Origin of the sequence: Paenibacillus sp. HGF5, from assembly GCF_000204455.1 — a bacterium.
Classification (GTDB): domain Bacteria; phylum Bacillota; class Bacilli; order Paenibacillales; family Paenibacillaceae; genus Paenibacillus_AQ; species Paenibacillus_AQ lautus_A.
In genome coordinates, this window is record NZ_AEXS01000178.1 from 1 (window position 1) to 18376 (window position 18376).

19 protein-coding genes and 2 pseudogenes are annotated in these 18376 nt (G+C 52.5%); 9 read left to right on the forward strand and 12 right to left on the reverse strand.

What is annotated here, in order from left to right; genetic code table 11:
* Positions 1–320 precede the first annotated feature (320 nt).
* The 3 genes from HMPREF9412_RS30130 to HMPREF9412_RS30140 all read right to left on the reverse strand — a co-directional run bounded on the left by HMPREF9412_RS30130 (position 321) and on the right by HMPREF9412_RS30140 (position 2339).
* Positions 321–608 (reverse strand): hypothetical protein, encoded by a 288-nt coding sequence (locus HMPREF9412_RS30130; protein ID WP_009595729.1) that lies wholly within the window; start codon positions 606–608, stop codon positions 321–323.
* Positions 609–749: 141 nt separating this feature from the next.
* Positions 750–1097 (reverse strand): YlbF family regulator, encoded by a 348-nt coding sequence (locus tag HMPREF9412_RS30135; RefSeq protein ID WP_009595776.1) that lies wholly within the window; start codon positions 1095–1097, stop codon positions 750–752.
* Positions 1098–1172: 75 nt separating this feature from the next.
* A complete protein-coding gene (locus HMPREF9412_RS30140; protein WP_009595813.1) occupies positions 1173–2339 on the reverse strand; it encodes a DUF445 domain-containing protein in 1167 nt (388 codons plus the stop codon).
* Between the two features lie 136 nt (positions 2340–2475).
* On the opposite strand from HMPREF9412_RS30140, the pseudogene HMPREF9412_RS33790 reads away from it, so the two are divergent.
* The 6 genes and pseudogenes from HMPREF9412_RS33790 (at position 2476) to HMPREF9412_RS30170 (ending at position 9170) form a co-directional block, all read left to right on the forward strand.
* A pseudogene (locus HMPREF9412_RS33790) lies at positions 2476–3869 on the forward strand (YheC/YheD family endospore coat-associated protein).
* A 14-nt stretch (positions 3870–3883) separates the two neighbouring features.
* Positions 3884–5020, forward strand: a complete 1137-nt coding sequence (locus HMPREF9412_RS30150; protein WP_009595783.1) for a YheC/YheD family endospore coat-associated protein — start codon at positions 3884–3886, stop codon at positions 5018–5020.
* Positions 5017–6385, forward strand: a pseudogene (locus tag HMPREF9412_RS30155) (YheC/YheD family endospore coat-associated protein). Before HMPREF9412_RS30150 ends, HMPREF9412_RS30155 begins: the two are co-directional and overlap by 4 nt.
* 3 nt (positions 6386–6388) lie before the next feature.
* Positions 6389–7495, forward strand: coding sequence for a YheC/YheD family endospore coat-associated protein (locus HMPREF9412_RS30160; protein ID WP_009595707.1), 1107 nt, complete (start codon positions 6389–6391; stop codon positions 7493–7495).
* A 53-nt stretch (positions 7496–7548) separates the two neighbouring features.
* Positions 7549–8073 carry a GNAT family N-acetyltransferase gene (locus tag HMPREF9412_RS30165; protein WP_009595794.1) on the forward strand — a complete coding sequence of 175 codons (525 nt, stop codon included), beginning with the start codon at positions 7549–7551 and terminating at the stop codon, positions 8071–8073.
* Positions 8055–9170: a YheC/YheD family endospore coat-associated protein gene (locus HMPREF9412_RS30170; RefSeq protein ID WP_009595838.1), complete on the forward strand. Its 1116-nt coding sequence runs from the start codon at positions 8055–8057 to the stop codon at positions 9168–9170. The genes HMPREF9412_RS30165 and HMPREF9412_RS30170 overlap by 19 nt, the downstream gene beginning before the upstream one ends.
* 109 nt (positions 9171–9279) lie before the next feature.
* Here HMPREF9412_RS30170 and HMPREF9412_RS30175 read toward each other — a convergent pair whose 3' ends face one another.
* Positions 9280–9966, reverse strand: coding sequence for an HAD family hydrolase (locus HMPREF9412_RS30175; protein ID WP_009595725.1), 687 nt, complete (start codon positions 9964–9966; stop codon positions 9280–9282).
* A 183-nt stretch (positions 9967–10149) separates the two neighbouring features.
* Here HMPREF9412_RS30175 and HMPREF9412_RS30180 point away from each other — a divergent pair, with 183 nt between their 5' ends.
* Positions 10150–10434 carry a hypothetical protein gene (locus tag HMPREF9412_RS30180; protein WP_254664139.1) on the forward strand — a complete coding sequence of 95 codons (285 nt, stop codon included), beginning with the start codon at positions 10150–10152 and terminating at the stop codon, positions 10432–10434.
* Between the two features lie 15 nt (positions 10435–10449).
* Here HMPREF9412_RS30180 and HMPREF9412_RS30185 read toward each other — a convergent pair whose 3' ends face one another.
* The gene (locus HMPREF9412_RS30185; protein WP_009595746.1) at positions 10450–10656 is read right to left on the reverse strand and encodes a DUF5957 family protein; all 207 of its coding nucleotides are present in this window, start codon (positions 10654–10656) and stop codon (positions 10450–10452) included.
* A 7-nt stretch (positions 10657–10663) separates the two neighbouring features.
* Positions 10664–11056, reverse strand: coding sequence for a DUF6220 domain-containing protein (locus HMPREF9412_RS30190; RefSeq protein ID WP_009595821.1), 393 nt, complete (start codon positions 11054–11056; stop codon positions 10664–10666).
* A 180-nt stretch (positions 11057–11236) separates the two neighbouring features.
* Here HMPREF9412_RS30190 and HMPREF9412_RS30195 point away from each other — a divergent pair, with 180 nt between their 5' ends.
* Both HMPREF9412_RS30195 and HMPREF9412_RS30200 read left to right on the forward strand, forming a co-directional pair.
* Positions 11237–11923, forward strand: a complete 687-nt coding sequence (locus tag HMPREF9412_RS30195; RefSeq protein ID WP_009595718.1) for a response regulator — start codon at positions 11237–11239, stop codon at positions 11921–11923.
* Positions 11920–13299, forward strand: a complete 1380-nt coding sequence (locus HMPREF9412_RS30200; protein WP_009595778.1) for a sensor histidine kinase — start codon at positions 11920–11922, stop codon at positions 13297–13299. Before HMPREF9412_RS30195 ends, HMPREF9412_RS30200 begins: the two co-directional genes overlap by 4 nt.
* An 89-nt stretch (positions 13300–13388) precedes the next feature.
* Here the strand turns inward: HMPREF9412_RS30200 and HMPREF9412_RS30205 are convergent, their stop codons facing one another.
* The 6 genes from HMPREF9412_RS30205 to yfkAB form a co-directional block, all read right to left on the reverse strand.
* Positions 13389–13958 (reverse strand): manganese catalase family protein, encoded by a 570-nt coding sequence (locus HMPREF9412_RS30205; protein WP_009595797.1) that lies wholly within the window; start codon positions 13956–13958, stop codon positions 13389–13391.
* A 90-nt stretch (positions 13959–14048) separates the two neighbouring features.
* Positions 14049–14324 carry a spore coat protein CotJB gene (locus HMPREF9412_RS30210; protein WP_009595735.1) on the reverse strand — a complete coding sequence of 92 codons (276 nt, stop codon included), beginning with the start codon at positions 14322–14324 and terminating at the stop codon, positions 14049–14051.
* A gap of 6 nt (positions 14325–14330) precedes the next feature.
* Positions 14331–14552 carry a spore coat associated protein CotJA gene (locus tag HMPREF9412_RS30215; protein WP_036674153.1) on the reverse strand — a complete coding sequence of 74 codons (222 nt, stop codon included), beginning with the start codon at positions 14550–14552 and terminating at the stop codon, positions 14331–14333.
* 149 nt (positions 14553–14701) lie between these two features.
* Complete coding sequence (gene ytvI / locus HMPREF9412_RS30220; protein WP_009595724.1) at positions 14702–15733, reverse strand: sporulation integral membrane protein YtvI; 1032 nt, start codon at positions 15731–15733, stop codon at positions 14702–14704.
* A gap of 28 nt (positions 15734–15761) precedes the next feature.
* A complete protein-coding gene (locus HMPREF9412_RS30225) occupies positions 15762–17093 on the reverse strand; it encodes a hemolysin family protein (RefSeq protein WP_009595846.1) in 1332 nt (443 codons plus the stop codon).
* A 25-nt stretch (positions 17094–17118) separates the two neighbouring features.
* Entirely contained in the window at positions 17119–18258 is a 1140-nt protein-coding gene (gene yfkAB, locus HMPREF9412_RS30230) for a radical SAM/CxCxxxxC motif protein YfkAB (RefSeq protein WP_009595820.1), read from the reverse strand.
* Between the last annotated feature and the right edge of the window lie 118 nt (positions 18259–18376).

Consider the following 18376-nt stretch of genomic DNA (forward strand, 5'->3'; position numbering starts at 1 on the left):
ACCGCCCGGTAAGCGGTCCCCTCGCTGACGCCCATCTCCTTGGCCAGCCGCCGCACCGATATTTTGCTTCCCACCTTCAAACTTTCAATATACTGAACCAGCTGCTCGTGTTTTGTAATCGTATCATCCCGAACGTCCAACTGTTACACCCCCATAACACTATCTGTACTATACTGTATCTATTATATCACGTCCGCTGACGCTCCCATACCCGTCAAATCCAAAAAAACCTCCCCTCAAGGATGGCGGATGGATAATCCAGCCGCATCGGCTTCAAGGGAGGTTTTTTGTTTATCGCAGCTCTCGCTGTGATCCGGCACTTAATTGGCTTCCTGGCTCTTCTGTTCCTCAGGCCATTTCAGTTCCCACTGGTTCAATTTCTCCTTGCGGATTGCGTCCAGCGCTTTCTGCTTCGCCTCGTCTACTCCGATAAGATAATAGAGATGCGAACCGATCACGAGCAGGGCAAAGCCTGCCCAGACAGCACCGAACAGCGAAACCCAAGAGAACCCGCCGGAGAAAGAAATGCTCGGAAGGGCGTATATCAGCATGCCGAGTGCAACCAATAAATATGCGGTGTGTTTAAACTTGTTTTTCTTTTTTTTCATTGTAAACGCAGCTCCTCTACTCTCTGAAATCTATATTTCTACTCTATGAGGAGCTTGCGCAATTTATGAGACAAGTTTATAAAAATTTGTTCGAATTGTCTTCGAAGTTAACCTCCGCACCATGGTCACAAACGAGATCGCTTAGGATTGGGCCGGTCCGTACAGATGCTGCAGGCTGTCCGATATAATCTTGTTCACGTCTTCGATAATGACGCTCAGACGCCGCTCGGCGTCAAACAGACGGCGGATGTTCAGGTTCAGGCTCAGCACCTCGAACTGCTTCTCCATCTTCTCCATTTCCTCTTGGGCCGGCATGTCTCCAGACATCATGCGCTGTTGAAGCTCCATCTGGCGCTGGCGGAAATCGTCCAGCATGCGTCTGCTCTCCGGATCCGCATCCACGAGTTTCATCGCGGAGGTAATCTCTTCTACCTCCTGGCTCTCCTTCATTGCTTTTGCCAGATCATGTGCTTTGTCATAAATGTTCATTCTTGGTTCCTCCCCTATATTCGGCCAAGAAGCCGTTTTGTTCGTTCGCTTTGCCACATCTTAACTCTTAACATCTCATCTCCACAGTATCGTCAGCAGCGATTGGAGTAATCCGATGATCCCGCCCAGGAGAACCCCGAGCCAGGTAATAGCCCTGAATTCGCGGCCGGATACGCTCAATATGACCTCTTCCAGCCGCTCGATCGGAAATTTCTCCACCTGCTCCTGAACGAGCTGAGGCAAGTTAACGGCCTTCATCGCCCCCGGGATGCTTCGCTCCAAAAAGCCCAGCCCCTTATCGAGCATTCCTGGCAGGGCTGCCTCGATAGCCGGCATGCGCGGGCCGATCGCTTCGCCAACGCGAAGAAGCTCGATCCGCTGAATCCATGTGGACCAAGGAAGCTTGCCATCCAGTGTCCGGGTCAGCCACGCAAGCCCCGGCTCATCCGATGCATGTTCGATGATATCCCCAATCGGCATCTCCCCGTAATGGGACAGCTTTCCGGAGATGATGTCCGTGATGGTCTTGCGGACCTTCTCTCCCTCCAGCTGCTGGATCAGCACAGGGGTCATCTTCTGTACCAGTTTATCCTCATCCACAAAGATTGAAGCCATCGTACCGAGAAATCCGCCCGCCTTATCGATAAGTGAAGAAGCTACGTCCGACAGCATGAGCTGCCCCTTTGCCGACAAGAGCGTATGCTTCAGCTCCTTCAGCACGGTATCGGCTGCGGCCGCGCTCCAGCCCTGAATCGTTTCCTCCGACCAGCCGGGAACGAGCTCCTTCAGCGGTTTCGCCTCAAGCCCATACCCGTGCCATATGGCAGCGGCACCTCGGGCCGTAAGCTCGCGCGCCAATTGTTCCGCCCGGACCTTCATCTGCTCCCACTGTTCGGGGCTCCATACTTTCAGCGCCAAGTCGCCGAAGCTCAGCTCCGATTCGCTCCATTCCTCCAGCTTCCGCCGGAGGCTTTCCTCCATCTTGCTGCGGAACACCGGCCTGCGAATCAGATCCTGCAGGCCCTCGCTTGTCACCAGGTAATCCGAAACCACATGCCCCAGCGACTCGGCAATCTCGTCCTTGCGCTTGGGGATGAGCCCCGGGGTAAAGGGTACGCGGCGGCCCAGGATGATTTTTTCTTCGCGGGGATGAAACAGCATTTTTATCGCAAAGTGGTTCGTTACGCCGCCAACAAAAGCAGCAACGCACACGTTCACCAAAATAAACAGCCAGTTCTGCATTTTCAGCACTCCTTTTTCCCGAGCAGTACAATCACCAAGGGATATATGTCCTCATATGATGCATTACATGCAATGATCAGATGAAGTCTTCGTCTGTTCACTTAAGTATCCAGTTGTTGTCGGAAGGAGATCCATCATGCGCAAATCCAAGATCAAATCCAACACCAAATCCAAGATATCGGTTCAATTAATCCGCTCAGCCCAGCTTCCGGATAACGATATCAAGCTTGGTGACCGGCTCATAAGACAGCTCCGTATCCCGACAGATTCACCGATACAGCTTGCCTTTGGCTCCTTCAAGCAGGAAATCCGCGTTACTTCAGGAGGAAAATCGAACACGCTGGCCCTAAGCCCCACCATATTCAGCAGTTCGGAACTGCTTCCTCGCAGCACGATGAATGTCAGATATTATCCAACGGAAAAAATGCTGAAGCTCGGTCCGCTCATCGGTGTCATGGTCAGCCGCTTTTTACCGGATGAACCTGATAAACCTTTCGGGTCGATTTCGGCTTTCTGTTTGGAAATGGTAAACGCGGCCAAGAAACAAGGCGCATATGTGTACTTTTTCACCCCTGACATGATCGGTTCGAACCCGTCAACACTTGAAGCAATTATCTATGACGCGGGCTGGAAAAAGCGCAGCGTTCCAGCTCCGGACGTCATTAATAACCGGCTGTCTACCCGCAAACTGGAGAATAGTCCTAGCGTACAGCATTTTATGAGAGAAGTAAAATCACGATTCGGCACCCACATCTTTAACGAAAAATTCCTCGATAAATCCGATGTCTTCGAGGCGCTCGGACCCGATACGAAGCTCCAAAAATACTTGCCGGAATCCTATTTGCTCAGCGGTTATCCGACTCTCAAAAAAATGTGCACCACGTATCGGACGGTCTTCCTGAAACCGGTGCGGGGAAGTCTGGGAAAGGGAATCATCCGGATTTCCCGGCAAGAGAACGGCCATTACCAAACGATGACGACATCTCTTGAAGGATCCAAGAAGAGCACCTACTCCTCGCTTCCAAAGCTGTTCAGCAGCTTATCCGGAAAAATAAAAAAACGCGTTACCAAATTCAGCAAGGATTGGATTTAATCCGCATCAACCGGCGAAACGTCGATTTTCGCGCGCTTGTTCATAAAGACAAAAACGGCAAATGGGCAGTGACCTCGGTCGTAGCCCGAATTGCCGGCGGAAACCACTTTGTTTCCAATCTCGCCAGAGGCGGTACGCTATCTTCCGTCAAGGACGCGCTGGCCATGAGCAGCATTCCGTTATCCTCCAAGCAAACGGCTCCCGCCCGAATGAACCAAGCGGCGCTCGATATCGCTCATGGATTGGAGGCTGCCATTCCTTATCACTTCGGAGAACTGGGCATCGACTTGGCGATTGATACCTCGGGACGCATTTGGCTTCTGGAGGTCAACTCCAAGCCTTCCAAAGGCGAAAACGCGCCATTGAATGCCGACTCCAAAGTAAGGCCGTCTGCCGTACGACTCGTTCAATACTGTCAATACTTGACGGGTTTGTAAAAAAGGAGAACCTTATGTCCTCAAAGATAATAGGCACCCTGGGTGTCATGGCATGCCGCAAACCGGGCTTCCCGCCGTTTGCCGAGAAGCAATTTCTCCGCGAGCTAAGCTTGAAGTCCAAGGGACTCGGCATGCAGGTATTTGTTTTTTGTCCGGATGATGCCTCACCTGCTTCAGGTGAGGACAGCGCCGCGGACAGGATAAAAGGATATCGCTTCAATCCGGAAGAGGGCTGGAGCACCGGCACCTTCCCGCTTCCTGACATCGTCTATGACCGTTGCCTGCACCGAAGCGGCGAGGAAACGGCCGCAGCCGGTGAACTTCTGAACCGAATGTCGCAGCTTGGCGTTAAGCTGTGGTCACGCGGTCTGCCGGGCAAGCAAAAGGTTCATCAGCTGTTAAAGCGCTCCTCAGCCATCAAGCCTTATTTGCCGGCAACCTTAAGTTATACGGGAGCCGAATCCCTCAGCCGGGCTTTGCTCGCCTTTGGCGGACGCCTCTTCATGAAGCCAAGCGGAGGCTCTCAGGGCCGTCACACCTTGTACCTCGCGTTGACAGATCAACAGCGTGTCAGACTGCAAGGAAGGGATCGGAGCAATCGCATGTTCCTGCATACCATTCCCGTGCAAGAGATGAACGAATGGGTGAGAGGTTTTACCGGCCGCCGCCGGTTTATCATTCAGCCCTTCCTGAAGCTTCGCAACGGTAACGGGCACCCGTACGATATCCGGTCATTGGTTCAAAAGAATGATCGCGGCATATGGTCCGTCACAGGAATCGCTGTTAGGCAAGGAGCCGACCAAGGATTAACCTCAAACCTTCATGGCGGAGGCACGGCTTTTCCCGCCCTCCCCTATCTAACGACCGATTTCGGAGAAGAAAAGGCCACGGGGATCATGCGGACCATCCGGGATTTGTCCGCTCAGCTTCCAGCTCTGCTGGAGGAAGGATTCGGCCGGCTCGGCGAGCTGGGAATCGATTTTGGCGTGGATACCAGCGGACGGGTCTGGATCCTGGAGGTCAACTCCAAACCTGGCCGACGCGCATTTACACTAACGGGAGATGGTCACGCAGCCCGGCTGTCCGTCGAACATCCGATTCAATACGCCCGTTATTTATTGCTTCGACAACTTAGGAGGGTAAATACATGAGTTTGAATTTCGGAAATATTCATTTCTCGCAGCAGCCCGAAAAAGTCGTCTTTTTATCCGGTTCGCTTCTCAAGAGCCTGGGGCTATCAAGCAAGAAATCGATAAAGCTTCGCATTGGCACCAATACCGTGTCCGCTGCCCTGAAACCGATCGAACGGTCGGGAAAGCACATCTATTTAAGCAGCGGAGTCCGAAACAGCGTCAACGTTCCCAGACAGGGTCCTGTATACATCCATTCCCCCCGGGAAGGAGAACTTGAACTGGGGCCCGTGGTCGGGGTTCTGTCCGACGGCCCCCCGAATCCGTCCAGTCCTTTTGGAGCCCGCACTTCGTATATCCGGCAGCTGCTTCGCGAAGGCAACAAAAAAATGTTCGTATATGCCTTTGCCCCACGGGATATCAACTGGCAGCGCGAAACCGTTCATGCCTATATGCTTGGTTCCGGCGGCGGCTTCATTCGTAAAACCGTTCCGCTTCCTGATGTCGTTTATAACCGCCTACCGAGCCGGAAAACCGACTTCTCCCCTTTTACCAACCAACTGAGGGACCGATTCGGCAAACGCAACATCAAATTCTTCAATTGGGCGTTCTTCAATAAATCGGATGTCTACTCGCAGCTGGACGGTGACCTGCAGGCGGGCAAATATTTGCCGGAAACCTACAACAATCCTAGTCCCGAGCGGATTAAGGATATGATGGAACGCCATCATTTCGTATATTATAAGCCTTCTGCCGGAAGTTTAGGCCTGGGCATCTACCGGTTAACCTATCTTCCCAAAAAAGGATACTATGCCCGCTATCACGGAAACGGCGGCAACACGCTGCTCAAATTTCCGAACTTTAACAGTCTGATGCGGATGCTTCACGCAAAACACGGTGCCAAGCTGAAGAGCTACGTCATCCAGCAAGGAATCCGTCTCATTGAAATCGACGGATGTCCCATCGACTTCAGGTTCCATATGCATAAGAACAGCAGAAACCGTTGGGCCGTGGTCGGCATCGGCGCCAAAAAAAGCCGGACGCGGCAGCGTCACCACGCATATCAAGAACGGCGGCTCGCTGATGACACCGGAACTGGCGCTCTCCCGCGCTTTTGGAACCAGATCGCGTGATGTGCTGGAGCGCGCCAAGGAAGCCGCCATTGCGATGTCGGAAGCGATCGAGAATCACCACCCTCATCTGCTAGGGGAAATCGGGTTCGATATCGGCATAGACGATAACGAGAGAATCTGGATGTTTGAAGCGAATTCGAAGCCGGGCAGATCGATTTTCAGCCACCCTTCACTTAAAGCGGAAGGAAGAGCATCAGTCGAGCATATTTTTGATCACAGTTTGTATCTGAGCGGCTTCCACAGGGGGGAATGATTCGTGATCAGCCGAGTGGAGAGTGATGGAAGACCGGTTGTAGCAATCTTGACCATGCACGATACTCAAACCATGTTCAGAGGCAACCGGCAAAACTTTCAGGAAATCATCAAGACAGGAAAAGATATGGGGTTTCTGGTCTATGTGGTCACGGTACGCGATCTGAAGCTTGATACGGATGCTGTCAAAGGTTATATGCTGTTGAGCGACCATTCCTGGGAGCAGAGGTTATGTCCTCTGCCCCAGGTTATCTATAACCGGATTCCATACCGTGAGGATGAAGCCCTGCCGTGGGTTCGCCGCAAAATCAAGGAATGCCAAAGGCATCCCCATATCGTCCTCTACAACCCACATTTCTTTAATAAGTGGAGACTTTTCGCTTGGCTGAACAAATCGCGGTTAACCAAGCAATGGACTCCTCTGACTAAGCGCTTGAAGGGGTATCCGACTTTATATGAGATGATGAAGCAGAAACCCTACCTGTATCTAAAACCGGAGGATGGCAAAGCCGGTCAAGGAATTATGAGGATTCGGTACCAGAAAAACAAATCGCTCCCCTACCGCATCCAGATTCAGAACAACAAAAACAGTACCACGTACAAATCGGCTTCCTTGGAAAGGCTCTGGAACCGGGTTTATCAGGAAACCAAAGGAAGCTCATACCTTATTCAGCAGGGAATCGAGCTGGCTCAGGTCCATGGCCGTTCCTTTGATCTCCGCATTCTTGTGCAAAAGAACGATTCGGGTTCCTGGGCGGTCACGGGAATCGGAGCACGCATGGCAGGGGCCAAGAGCATAACCACGCATGTTCCCCGCGGGGGAACGATTGAGGACCCGGAGAAGCTGCTGCCGATCGTATTCGGTCCGGAACGTTCCGATGCCATCCTGGGCGAGGTTAGAAAGGCAGCCGTGCATATGGCACGGCAGATTGAGAAATGCTCCGGGCAGATCCATGGGGAAATGTCCATGGACCTCGGAATCGATAACGAAGGCATCCTTTGGTTCTTCGAGGCGAATTCAAGACCGATGAAATTTGACGAACCGGCGATCCGCAAAAAATCACTGGAGCGGATTTTTCAATATTCCGACTACCTGATCAAGCATAAGTAAATCTTGCACGGTCTCAAGCACCGGTCAAAGATGCACGGAAAGGAGGGGATCATGTGGAAATCTCATGTCTCTCTCTCGCAGGCCCGGAAGAATGGCCGCATGCCAGACAGCAATGCAGCGAGTTCTTCAGGCGTTACAGCAGCAAGCGTCTAACCCGCGAAGGTTATCAGCGTCTGGCATCGTTATCCTACGAGGAGCTGCTGCAGCCCGGCACTTCGATCGTGGCGGCAACGGTTCGGGGCGATATCGGGCGCATACCGGTGGGGATTTGCTTTGCGGCGGATTATGGAGAAAGTGCCTGTATGATTGCTGTACACCCTCTATACCGCAACCGGCAAATCGGTTCTTCCCTGATCCGCTCGCAATTATCCAGGTTCGGGCGGCTGCGATGCAAAGTGGCTGCAGATCATACGGCAAGTTTGCAAATGTGCTTTCATGCAGGGATGCAGGCCATTGCTCTTGAGCAGGGTCCGACAGGAAAACCTACGCTCATTATGAGCGGAATCCTGCCCCTGCACCAATCATTTAATGCTGACTCTATTCAAGAAGGTGAACCTCTGTGTCGAAACCCGTCTTAGGTATTATGACGCTTTACTTGGATGAACGGAAAAAGCTGGAGGAACGGCATATCTACGAGCATATGATCAAGGAAGGAAAGGCAATGGGGCTGGACGTCTACGTCTTCACCCCCGCCGAGGTCAACAGCGCCCAAGGGCTGATCAACGCCATGGAATACGACCCTGACCACCAAAGATGGAGCCGGAGGTGGCGGTCGTTTCCCGACATGATCTTTGACCGCTGCCGCATTCAAAAGAGTCCGCGCTTTCAACAGCTGCTGCGCTTTCGTTCCCGCTACCGGTACTTGCTGTTTCTGAACCGGCCGCTGCGCAACAAATGGACGATTCATCAAATACTGTCCACCAAAAAACGCTTCCGGCCGCATCTGCCGGACACCCGGATCGTTACGAGCACCAGTGACATTCACCGGATGCTCCATGTTCACCCTGTCGTTTATTTTAAACCGATCAACGGAACGGGCGGACGCGGAATCCTGCGGATTGCGAAAGTGCCGGGCGTTACGGGCACGTATGAAATCAGGGGACGCAATTCCAATCGGAGCATCATTAAACCGAAACGGGTGCCATCGGGCCATTTGGCGCAATATTTATCGGGCTGGGGCAATAAAGACCGATATCTCGTCCAAGAGGGAATACAGCTGGAGCTGCCGGACGGAAGAGTGCATGACTACCGAATGCTCGTGCAGAAAGACGGTGCCGGTCAATGGCAGGTGACCGGCTGCGTGGGACGCGTCGGGGCGCCGAAGAGCGTAACCTCCAACCTGCATGGCGGCGGAAGCGCAACGATGATGGAAGAATTGTTAAGCAAATGGATCGCAGATCCGGCAAAGCGCGCCAGCATCCGCGAGGAAGCCGATTCCCTCGGCGTGGCCATAGCCCAATTTCTGGACGGACAATATGGAGGCTTGTGCGAGCTTGCGCTGGATCTGGCAGTGGATAAAACCGGAAGGGTTCTTCTCTTGGAGGTGAATCCTAAGCCATCAAGGGAAGTATTCTCGCAGATCGGCGATATGGCTGCCTACCGCGAATCCATGGTGAAGCCCTTAGAATATGCCATGTGGGTATACAGTCAAAAAAAATCCGCGAAGAATGCTTAAGGCCAAACCCCGGAAAATCGAATACTATAATCCGAAAACACGCACAAAGGCTGTTTCCAAGAGGGTTGCATGCTACCCTTGGAAACAGCCTTTGTGACTCCTATCCAATCTACTCGGCTTGGTCATGAAGCTTCAGCAGCTGTGAAAAAGAATGGATGACAACGTCCGATCCCTTCAGCTCCTGATCCTCGCCAAAACCTGCATAGCGGCAGCCAATGACGGTTTGTCCGTTCTCTTTGCCTGCCTCCACATCCGATGATCGGTCTCCTACCATCCAGGCATCCTTGATTTCATGCTGATCCAGCAGCAATCTGACCAAATCCACCTTCGAAGCCGTTCCGTGCTCTCCGGCACTGTAGACTCCTTCAAAAAGCGGCATAAGCCCCCTCGCTTGGGAGATGCCCTTCACGTAATCCTCCAGGCCGTTGCTGGCAACAAACAGTCGGACGCCGCGCCGATGAAGCTCCTCCAGCGTCTCCTTCACCTCAGGATACAAAACGGCTGCTTCATCGCTTAAACCTTCGAGCTCCAGCTGCAGCAGCAGCTCGTTTGCACGGTTATGGGCTGCCGGCGTCGCATCCGGTATGACCTTCTTCCAAATGTCTTCGAGCAGCATCCCCAGACATCCAAGCATGAGCTCCTCATCCGGCGTTTCTCCTTCGTAGTGCCCCTCTTCGCGCAGAATGTCGAACAATTTGTGATAGGCGGGCAGCAGCAGGGTCTCCGTCTGAAACAGCGTTCCATCCATGTCAAATATCATTGCTTCCGGCTTGATTAACGTAGCTGTTTTTTCCAATTTTGTCCTTCCCTTCGCTCCATATAATCTGATTCTAGTCTAATCTCCCCTCATCATATAGGAACCATATCACATCTGCAAATCCCATTCCCCCATTACTGTTGCTTTATGTCTATATCATCATGCGTAACCAAGGCCGCTTTAACGTTGTTATATATACAATAAGTTCGAAGAAAGGAGAGGATGAACTTGCCGGAAACAAGGGAGTCTGGTGAAGCATCGGCCATCGGGCTGCTGGAAGCCGAACTGCTGGCAGAGCTGGACCGGTATGATCCCCGTGAGCAAGCCGCCATTCTCAAGCGGATGGTTAACCGGCTTAAGAAGGGCCGATATGTCCGAAGCCCGATCGCCCTGGTGAAGGAGATGGTTCGGACACCGCTTGTATGGTACCTGTTGTCCCTGGGGATTGTGATACCGATCCTGTTCTATATCCTGTTCGTTTGGATCTCGCTGGCGGTTGAAGGGTAACGCCGGAACGAAGCGTTATTGTTCAAATTCGGGGCGCCGCCAGATCATTAAAGTAGCGGCGCACCATGCCGAGGTAACAAACGGCAGATATTTGAGACCCTTCAACCCGTCCTCGTCTCCTCCAAATACCATGTGCGACGTAACGGCGATCACTGCATTCAAAACGATCCCGCCTGCAAAACCTCCGATTAAAGCCATAACCAGCACGGCAAGGCTTCTCATGTTCGTATTACCCCTTCTGTTCCTGCCGATAGGATGGGAGTACACCACGTGCCGTATCCACGGCAAGCCAGAACAATCCGATGGCAATGACCGGATGCCATGCCCCTGCGACAGGCAGGTTCGCCGTGAGGTATTGGCCGAAGACCAATAACAACAGAGCCAGTGATCTCCATTTATACGGGGCGGGCAGTTTGCCTGTAAAACCAAATATCAGCATGAGCAGCGGCACGATTTCAAAAAAATGGACAAACAGGGTGTGGCTTCTCCACATCGATCCGTCGTGAAACAGCGCCATGCCGGCAATAAACGTCTGAACGGCAATACAAACAACAAATAACCATGCCAGCCCTAACGAAATCCATACGGCCAGCGGTTTTTTTCTTACAGGTTGTTGCGTCATATCGATATCCCTCTCTCGATTTTAAAATTTTTACGAGATCATCCTATCATCGAAATGTTGCGATCTTGTGATGATGGCTTGCGGATTCCGTGAAATTTTCCAATTGCGGCTGGAAACCGTATATAATGGGGTGGATTTACCGCTGAACCTAACGAATCAATGGAAAGGCAGGATGCTTGCATGGCACATACCTTGCTTCTTGTGGACGATGAACGGAAAGTCATTGAATTTATGGAGCCATTCCTCCGTCAGGAGGGATTTCACATCATTACCGCTGCGACCGGAACGGAGGCTTTGGCCAAGGCGAGAGACGCCAAGCCGGCGCTGGTTGTATTGGATTGGATGCTGCCGGAATTAAGCGGCATTGAAGTATGCCGGGAGCTCAGAAAATCAAGCCGTGTCGGCATCATTATGGTTACCGCCCGGATTGAGGAAACCGATAAGCTGATCGGACTGGAGGTAGGCGCCGACGATTACATGACCAAGCCTTTCTCCCTGCGAGAGCTGGCTGCGCGCATTCGGTCGGTCCTTCGCAGAATAGAAGGCGAATCGGTTACTGAAGAAATGCTTAAGCGCGGCGATTTAACGATCTCGGAAACCCAATGCCGGGTATGGAAACACGACCGGGAGATCCTGCTTACTCCTACCGAATTCAAGCTCCTCCTGACCCTTGCTTCCAGGCCTGGCGTGGTATACAGCCGTCTGCAGCTGCTTCAGGCGGCCATGGAGGATGATATCCACAATGATGAACGGACCGCGGACGCCCATATCAGCCGGATCCGCAAAAAAATCGAAGAGGACCCGGCCGAGCCCGTTTTTATCAAAACGGTGTATGGATTCGGTTACCGGTTTGAGCAGCAGCCATGAGCGTGGGCCGCAAAATCTTCATCGTCCTCTCGTCGTTCATTATCGGTTTCAGCACCGTCTTCGTCCTTCTTACTTATATCGTGATCCGCGATTCCATGGATGTCATGCTGCAAACCTCCCGCGAAGAAGAGCTGGATCAGCTCCAGGACCGGCTGGTCGGCTACTACGTAAAGAATGGGCATACTTTCCGTGCCGTTCAGGATCAGGCATGGTTAGCGGACAGTCCCCGTTCGGCTGACCGCCAGGAGAGCATCCTGCTGGTATCCGGGGAACAAACGGCCCTCTTGCATGAGGGGGAGGCTGTAGAGCAGCTGATCAAACGTCTGGGGGTAAAGCGGACGTTACATGTTGAAGGCAAAGCGGTCGCAGAGCTGTATTATTATGATACGGATGTGGCAAACCTGACCAAGCTTCGGATCGGCACGCCCACATCCATCATTATTCTGCTGGGCGGAGGCACCATCCTCTTCGTCCTGCTATCCCTCGGCGCGGCATACTGGATATCGCGAAGGCTCACGGCGCCCCTGCGGAAACTCGTCCCGGCCATCGAACGCCTCGGTCAAGGCGAGTACGGCATTCAGGCCCCCGTCACCTCGGAGGACGAATACGGGAGGGTCGCCGTCGCTTTTAACGGAATGTCTTCCAAGCTCGAACAATCGGAAATGGTCCGCCGCAATTTGGTGGCTGACGTCGCCCATGAGCTTCGCACACCGCTGACCATCGTGAGGGGAAAGCTGGATCTGCTTCAACAGAATCGGCAGCCGATCGAACCCGAACTGCTGCTTCCCATTCAGGACGAATTGATTCGCTTAACCCGGCTCGTGGGTGACCTCCATCAATTATCTTTAGCCGAAGCGAAGCAGCTGCCGCTGGTTCGAATACCAACCGATATGCTGGTTCTGCTGAGTCAAATCCGGGAACGGTTAGAGCCTGAGGCGGAGGCTAAGAACTTGGCCCTGCGACTGACGAGCGCTACGGAACGCACCTCCGTACCCGTTGATCCGAGCCGAATCACCCAGGTGTTCCTGAATCTGTTCGTCAACGCGATCCGGTATACGCCCCATGGCGGGCTTGTCCACGTTTCGCTGTTAGAGGAGTCCCCATCCGGCATGCTTCGGATTGATATTCGGGATACGGGTCCAGGGATTGAAGAAGAGCATCTTCCTTATCTCTTTAACCGCTTCTACCGCACGGATGAAGCGCGTGCGCGGCATCAAGGCGGCATGGGACTAGGTCTTGCGATTGCCAAGGAATTCATCGTATCTCATGGAGGCACGATTCAGGCAGAGAGCAAGCCGGGGCAGGGTACCACCTTTACGGTCCGGCTGCCGTATCATGATTCGGACCAGGAACTGCACGACCTAATGCCGCCATAACTTCCATCCCCCATAAACAGGCCCGGCCGCAATCGGCCGGGCCTGTCATGATGAACGATTTATTGGCAGATGGGAACGATGTCGGCACCCTAGAAAATCTTTTTCGTTTCCCGATCTTCCTTGATGATCTCAACGGCCTCCCGGAAGCGGATGGAATGAATAATTTCACGTTCCCGCAAAAATTTGAGACTGTCCTGCAAATCCACGTCATCCGTCATGTCGATGAGCCATTGATATGTAGCGCGCGCTTTCTCTTCTGCCGCAATGTCCTCATACAAATCGGCAATCGGATCGCCTTTAGCTTGAATATAGGTTGCCGTCCAAGGTACGCCGCCGGCGTTCTCATAATACAGCGCATGATCGTGATTGGCATAGTGCGCGCCCAATCCGGCTGCCTCCAGCTCAGACACGCTTGCATCCTTCGTCAATTTGTACACCATCGTGGCAATCATCTCGAGATGTGCGAATTCCTCGGTTCCGATATCGTTGAGCAATCCGATCACTTTGTCTGGAATCGTATACCGCTGGTTCAGATAACGCAGGGCAGCGGCCAGTTCGCCGTCAGCGCCTCCATATTGCTCCGTCAGAAATTTGGCCATTCTCGGATCACATTTACTTACGCGCACCGGATACTGAAGCTTTTTTTCATATACCCACATGGGCTCTTCCGCCTCCTTGTTCTCGCTTTTCCTCTTCGTGAGGGCTGCATGCTGGTGATGGAGAAAGCTGCAGCCCGCTAGTCAACACTGTCAAACCTGCCAAGGCCACGGGCCTTGGGCCCATTCGAACGGATACTTGGAAAAAGCACGACCAAAATTTTGCAGCGGCCCATACAGCTCTTGAAATTGCTTCGCAAGCACCGTCCTTTCCTGTGTTAGCTTGTTGAACTGCTCGATGCTCTTGAGATCATCTGGATGAGTATCCAAATACAGGTTCAGCTCCACCAGGACAAAATCCAATGCCTGAAGCTGCTCCAGCATTTCGTAATACTTCCGATCTCCAACCTGGGGTCTGGCTTCGTTCACGGCCGATCACTCTCCTTTAAATTTTCGCGAGGTATACGGGCTATACAAGGACGGCCATAACGTTCCGTGCCTCAATGCCTCGGCAGGGCTAAACTGCGGCAGGCCGGGCGGTTGAAACACGATAAACTGGTTAACAGGCACCACATACGTTCTGTAGGGCTTAGGCGGGCAAGGATCAAATGGCGAATGAAATACCGGGTATACGCGCACCTCATGGTTTTCCTTCAAGGGTATTCCTCCTTATCGTTACTATCCGTCGTTATCAAGGGCTCTTCGTATTTAACATATGTCTTCCGCCCAGAAAATGAACTCTAAAATGACAAAAAAACCCTCTCCCCTGGAATATTTCCGGGAAAAGGGTTACATCAAGTTGTCCTTCAGAATTTGATCTTGATTTGGAACAAGCCCGCTTTACGCATGGCGGAATAGATAATGACGACCAAGGGGCCGATAAAAAATCCGATCACGCCAACCAGCTTAAATCCGACATACATGCTGACCAGGGCCGGTAATGCGCCGATGCCGACGGCATCCCCAATGACCTTCGGCTCCAGCACGCGGCGGATCACCGTTATCAGGATGAACAGGAAAATCAAGCCGATTCCTGTAAAAATATCGCCTACCGCGAGCAGGTAAATGGACCAGGGGATCAGTACGGAGCCTACGCCAAGGATCGGCAGGATGTCGACAATCGTGACAAGCAGGGCGATGGCAAGCGGGTAATTGATACCTAATACCAGCAAGCCGAGCAGCGTGATCACGTACGTGAACAAACTGAGGATCAGCTGGGCCCGCAAAAAGCCGAATATCGATTTTTTCAGGCTGAGCAGCACTTCATTCACCTGCGACTGGGAAGACTCGTCGAACAGCGACAACACCTTTTCGCGCATCGTATCGAGGCTGAACGCAAACAAGTATACCGCCACGCAGAATACGATGAACGTGACAAACAGGTTAGGCAGCGTTTTGGCAAAGGACAGGAAGGTTGAAGATACCGAATTGACCAGCGACTGCACATAGGAAGAAATATTCGACATAAATTCGGTAAGACTGTCGGCAAGGCCCGGCGAAACGCCGTTCAGCATGTCCTGAGCCTGAATAATCGTATGCTGAAGGAATTCATTGGCTCCCGCAAAATATTGCGGAGCCCTGCTCCAGTATTCGACCAGCTGGTTAAACACCTGAAGCCCGATCAGATAAGCCAGAAGCAGCATCAAGAGAAGAAATAGCGTGCTGGTCACGGTTGCGGCCGCAATGCGGTTCAGCCGGAGCCTTTTCATCAAGAGCCGATTTAACGGCTCCAGTGCAATAGCAATCACGATAGCCAACAGGAACGGAGCTCCGACCGTAAACATTCCGTACAGCAACAGGAGCCCCAGACCGATAAAGATCAGCTGCTTAATCGACATAATCCACTTCCTAACAAATAGAGTCTTGCTAGTTCTGGGTGAGGCTGCTTTCCAGCTTCTGATGAATCATGACGCGGGTTACGCGTAACCGGGTAGACTCCTCAACTTCAAAGACCACCCCGTCAAAGGCGGTTTTCTTCCCGACTGCCGGGTTCCCTTCCAGCTCCTTGAACAACCAACCGCCAATGGAATCGACGTCATGCTCATCAATCATCAAGCCGGTCAAATCATTCACTTCTTCGATGAGCATTCGCCCGTCTACCGAAAAGGACTCATCATACACTTCGATTTCCGGCCGCTCGTCTTCGAACTCATCGTACAGGTCCCCGACAATCTCTTCCAGAATCTTCTCAGCCGTGAGAATGCCGGCGGTCCCTCCGTATTCGTCCACCACGAGCGCAAGCTGCTCATGTCTTGCCTGCATCTTCCGCAGCACCTGGCTGATTTCCATGGATTCCGATACGTCCATAATCGGTCTCACCAAGGATGTCAGATCACGCTGTTTCTCCGGCTCTGCGAGAAGGAGATCCGTAATGTGGACAAATCCGATGATGCGGTCCTTGTTGTCCGTTGCAACCGGGTAACGGGAATGCTTCGTCTCGTTGACGATCCGAAGATTCTCCTCCAAGGTAAAATTGGTGAACAATACGTCCATATCCGTCCTCGGCAGCATAATTTCCCTGGCTCTCAAATCGGAAAAATCGAACAGGTTGTCCATCAATTTCATCTCGTTCTCGTCGATGACACCGCTCCGTGCGCTCTCGGTCATCAGAATCCGAATCTCTTCCTCGGAGTGGGCCGCCTCGGCCTCGCTTGCGGGCTCGATGCCGACCAGCTTCAGAATACGGTTAGCGGAAGCATTGAGCACCCAGATCACCGGCAGAAAAATGCGGTAAAACCAGAGCAGCGGGGCTGACAGAAGCAGTGCCGTGCCCTCCGTCCGCTGAATAGCCAAAGATTTCGGTGCAAGCTCCCCTAACACAATATGCAAAAAGGTGATAATACAGAAGCCCACCGCGACCGATATCGTGCTGATCAATCGCTCATCCGCAAAGCCGATGCTGTGCATGATGGGAGCTACCAGCAATTCGGAAATGGCGGGCTCCCCGATCCAGCCGAGTCCCAGGGAAGTCAGGGTAATCCCGAGTTGGGTGGCGGATAAATAAGCATCCAGCTTTTGGTTTACTTTCAGCGCAATGCCGGCAAGCCGGTTCCCTTCGCTAACGAGCTGGGTCAGCCGGGATTGGCGCATTTTCACGAGTGAAAATTCGGCGGCTACAAACACGCCGTTCAACAAAACGAGCAGGAAAACCAAGAGTAAATTCAAAATCAGTTTCCCGACCTCAAATTCCTCTGCCATGATGACACGCCTTCTTTCTAGGGTTCTAGTTTGTCTTTGCTTTTCTCGACTTGAAATCCACACCCCGATAGTACATGTCGGCTACCAACAGGTTCGGACCGCAGCAGCTCACTGCATCGCAGTGGCAGTTGACCGTTTGATTCAACGGATGACCTGTAGACCATGCGTCAAAAATATCGTCCAGCTTCTGTTCCTTAATATTACCAAAAGCCGGGATATCAGCAAAATCCGTTACGTACACGTCGCCCGAGAATAAATTCACATTCACCCGGTTACGGCCATCCGGATCGTTCCGAACCGTTACGTTCGGTTCTTGCCGCAAGCGGCGAATGATCTCCTGGTCATGATCGTCCGAGCTGCAGGCATAGAACGGCAGCGTTCCGAACAGCATCCACATGTCCCTGTCTCGGACATCCAGCAAATGATGGATGGCGGCTTTCGTATCGGCCAAGGACAAGACGGGCAGCGCGGATGCAAAGTTCGAAGCATACATCGGGTGAACCTCGTGCCGCTTGCAGCCCATGTCCTTGATCAGCTTATGAATGCCGCCCAGTTTCGTATGCGTTCTGTAGTTAATCATGGATTCGGCGGATATGTACATGCCGGCCGCGCTCAGCTTCTCCGAATTGACCAGCATCGTGTCGTACATCTTGTATGCCGTTTCCTTGGAGACGGGGCGAGCGCTATTCGCAAATCCGACCTCATAAAAGTCGTCCCCGTTCAAGTAATTGAACGAAATATGCATAACGTCCAGATAGGGCAGCATCTTCTCGTACCTGCCGATATCCAGCGTCAGATTGGAGTTGATCTGAGTCCGGATTCCCCGTTCCTTGGCGTACTTGAGCAGGGGAACAATCACGTTATCCACCGTTTTGCCCAGAAACGCCGGTTCACCGCCCGTCAGGCTGATCGTCTGCAGATGCTCTACCTCATCCAGCCGCTTCAGCATCGTATCCAGGGGCAGCATCGGGGCTTCCTTCATGACGAGCATATCACCGACAGCGCAATGCTCGCAGCGCATATTGCACAGATGCGTCACTGTCATTTCCACGCTGGTCAGCACGTGGCGGCCATGCTCGCGCAGGGAAGTTATCGGATCCCACGGATCATAACTCGGCGAAATAGGCCTTACGGCTGATGGAAACGGCTGTGCTGTATTACTCATGGTTCACTCACCTTATTTCTTTGAATTACCGATTCAGTCAGTACAACTTGCTTGGATGTACTCTACGGTTTTGATAATGTCCATTATATGATTATAACATACCCAAACAGAAGGCTTC